This window comes from Helicobacter anseris (assembly GCF_003364335.1).
In the GTDB taxonomy this organism is placed as follows: Bacteria; Campylobacterota; Campylobacteria; order Campylobacterales; family Helicobacteraceae; genus Helicobacter_H; species Helicobacter_H anseris.
In genome coordinates this window covers 1-3,729 of the sequence record NZ_NXLX01000035.1, presented here as the reverse complement: position 1 = coordinate 3,729, position 3,729 = coordinate 1, and the positions used below count along the sequence as shown (strand labels likewise).

General features: G+C 33.0%; 1 pseudogene. It reads right to left on the bottom strand.

The features are described from left to right. Positions 1-3,257: pseudogene (locus CQA57_RS08045) on the bottom strand (hypothetical protein); the annotation flags it as partial. Positions 3,258-3,729: the final 472 nt, after the last annotated feature.

The following is a 3,729-nucleotide window of genomic DNA, read 5'->3' as shown; positions in this document are numbered from 1 at the left end:
GCATTCTCTCTTAATTCACCCATTCTTTTATTTAAGCTATTCATATTAGCTAAATAAAGATCATAATTACTTCCAAGAGCTGCTGCTGAAGCTTGTTGGTTAGCAGTAGAGGCACCTTTGGCAGAAACTGCATCTAGAAAATAGGTAGTATAACCTGTTTTATCAGTGCCAAATTGTCCGTACTGATCTGTTAAAACTTCTTTTAATGTAGAACCAACTTGATCAAATCCTATAATTGCATCTGCAGTTTCAAGTTTTACCAATGCAGTGTTTGTGTCATTGCCTGTGCTATTTTTTACAGTAAATACTGCAATATTACCAGCACTCTCTGTTCCACCACCTTTATAACTAATACCACTGACATTAATATCACTACCACTAGTTAATACTTGGATATATTGAGTAGTTTGAGCATTATCTTTTGTATTAAATACAACAACTCTATCGGCATAAACATTACCATAAACACCATTACCACTACCATTCACCGCTCCATTATTACTTGATTTAATTCCACCTAAAGTAGCTTTGCTTTGATCTGCTTCCTGATTTGCATAGATTCTAAAGAGTGCATTAGAACCAGTTAGACCATTTCCTGTATTACTACCTGTTGCATCTCCAATCATTAAAAGATTGAAATTTTCTCTTGTTTGAATATTGCTATTATCATTACCATAAGAACCCAAATCAATTACCGTATTGCTTTGTTCAAAAGAGTTTAAAAGAGTTTCCTCCCTATTTAAACTAGCATTTTCAATGGTAAGACTTCTAAGTGCAACGGAACTATCTGTAAAGAATTTAGATCCTGATTGCATCGTAAGGTTAATAATAGTTTTAGCATAAGCATCTGTATCTTTAATCTTACTAAAATCAAATCCTCCAAAATAGACAGAATTATTTTGCAAGGTGATATTATAAGTTGAATTACCATTACTTGAATTTACTGTAGATTCTAATGCAGATACTGTTCCAACAGCAATACCTTGGATTGTAACTATATCATTATAACCACTTGAAGCATCTCCTGATCTTTTAGTAGTAATAGTAAGTATAGGATCTGTATCATTTTCTATAAAATAACTTTTATAAGTATCAATAAATGAAGTATTTTTTCCATCACTTGTTTTAATATTCTTATCTTTTAAAGTAAGTTTTATACCATCTTTATAAGTTTTACCTAAAACTTTATTATTCGCTATTGCTGTATCACTAGCACTGAAAGCATCATTTTGATTATCATTACTATGAGCAAAGATTAAAGTAGTAGTTCCACTTGCACCATATATAACATTAGCACCAACACTAACAGGTCCTTGCATAATAACATTTGCAGAACCACCTGTTGTTTCTACATTGAAAATAGGCGTATTACTTAATGATAAAGAAACCGTTTGTCTTAAAACTAGGTTTGAAAATCCGCCAGATGTTTTTAAAACACCAGAAGCTCCATTAGTAAGATTACTTGGTGCCCATATTTTATTTTCAAAGACAATGTTGTTAGTTCCACCATTGGTTGTGATGTTACCTGTAAGACCTACTAGCGCCATTAGAGCACTCATATCACCGCTAGTAGTTAAGGTGCTTGGTAATGATGGTGTTGTTGAAGTAGTTGCTGTGCCTTTGATAGAAATATTGTTAGTTCCACCATTAGTTGTGATGTTACCTGTAAGACCTACTAATGCCTTTAAAGCACTCATATCAGCACTGGTAGTTAAGGTACTTGGTGATGGAGATGGTGTTGTTGAAGTAGTTGCTGTGCCTTTGATAGAAATGTTATTAGTACCAGCATTAGCTGTAATATCTCCTGTGATAGAGGAATTACCGTTTAAGGTAATATTATTACTAACCTTATCATTTCCCTTTAATAACTTAACATCAGCATAAATAGCACTACCATCACCACCTGTAATAGTATTTTTTGCATTTGATGTTGCTGCATTAGAATCATTAGAGATTGTAACTTTTTTATCTTGAGAACCTATTTTAATTGCACCAGTTGCATTAATTGTATTATTACCCCACATATTAGTAATACTACCATTGATGGTAATATCTTTTCCATCAATATTATTTGCTCCTACAGAGGTTTTTACTTCTCCTGTTATTGTAACTGTTTCTGTTCCCTTAATCACATTTTTATTATTACTATTATTATTACCACTGCTTTCAATTGTTCCTATATCAATAGTAAGTGTTTTAGCAGAAATGGTATTAGTAGCAGTTCCTCCACCACTAACAGATATTTTTCCACCTGTTTTCTTGATAACAATAGTTCCATTTTCTGCTTTAATAGTATTTGTCCCAGCATTGTTGGTAATACCACCATTAATAGCAAGAATACCATCACTCTTAGTAAGAGTAATCTCATTGGTTGTGGAAGTAGCAGAGATATCACCGTTTATATCACCATCTCCAGCAGCAAAATTGATTATGTTTTTTGTCCTACCAAATCCATCCGAACTTGTAATATTTCCATCAATTTTGTTTTTCGTGGTTGTATTGAAAGTAATTGTGTTTGTTGCACCACCAAAACCATCACCAGCAGCAGTGATATCACCTTTTATGATATTTTCAGAGGCATCACCATTTGTATTTTTATTAATTGTAACAGTAACCGTAGTTTTACTTGATGATGCAATACCTCCACCTATCCAAGTTTTAGTCTGACTAGATTGGCTACTTCCTGTTGGAGAAAAAGTAATATTAACATCTGCTCTATTACTAGCCGTTACCTTACCAGTGATAGTTCCATCTACAAATTTAAGTTTATGTTGAGGACCTTGTGCTGCTGTAGTACCTACCATTCCTGATGCACTAAAATTTCCTTGCAATGATGCTGAATTATTAAAAGTATAGGTTGCATTAACATCCATATAAGAATATGGAAGACTTGTGATACTTCCTATTACATCTCCACCAAAAGTTGCTTCAAACTGATTTTCACCAAACCATTTTTGAGCTCTACCACCTACAATTCTGATATCACCTTTAAAAGCAGTACCATTGTTAACATTTGATAAATCTAATACCATTTTTCTAGCACTCGTATTTATAGTTCCACTATTACTAGGAGGATTGTTCCACCTAGAAAAGAGAAAAGAAAGAGTCTTGCCTTGCATATCAATACCCTTACCATTTGATTTTAACTCAAGAATCGGGTTATAACTAGCAGTAACATTTCCTCCTATAGCGATTGTATAAGAAGTGTTGTTGAGACTTCCTGTTGGTGATTGAGGATTAGAATTAGTAAAATCCAAAGTAATATCTACAGGATCACCACTACCACTACTTGTTCTTAGTGTATAAAGACCATCTCCACCGCTAGCACCATTCCAGGTTAAATTAGGAGAAGTGCTACCACTTAAATCAAAACTTGTATCTGCTGTTCCACTTGTTCCATAGCAAAAAACAGGAGCACCATTAGAACTTGTGCAATCAGCACTTGCAATATTTGCACTTAAAAATAAAGCTAAAGAACTAGCAACTAAAGGTTTGAAGAATTTTTTTGAGTTGTTTGAATCTTTTGTAGAGAAAGAAGCATTTAAAGAATTACTATACCCCCCCCCCTCATTACATCAAATTTTTGTTTCATAACAAAAACTCCTTTTTTAAGATTTTAATTTTTACTTTAAAAGTATTTAAGCTCTTTATTTTTAAAGTAAGACAAAAATTATATATTAAAAAATTGCTTTTTTTGATAGTTATTGACAAATAATGAGGGGGGGGGGG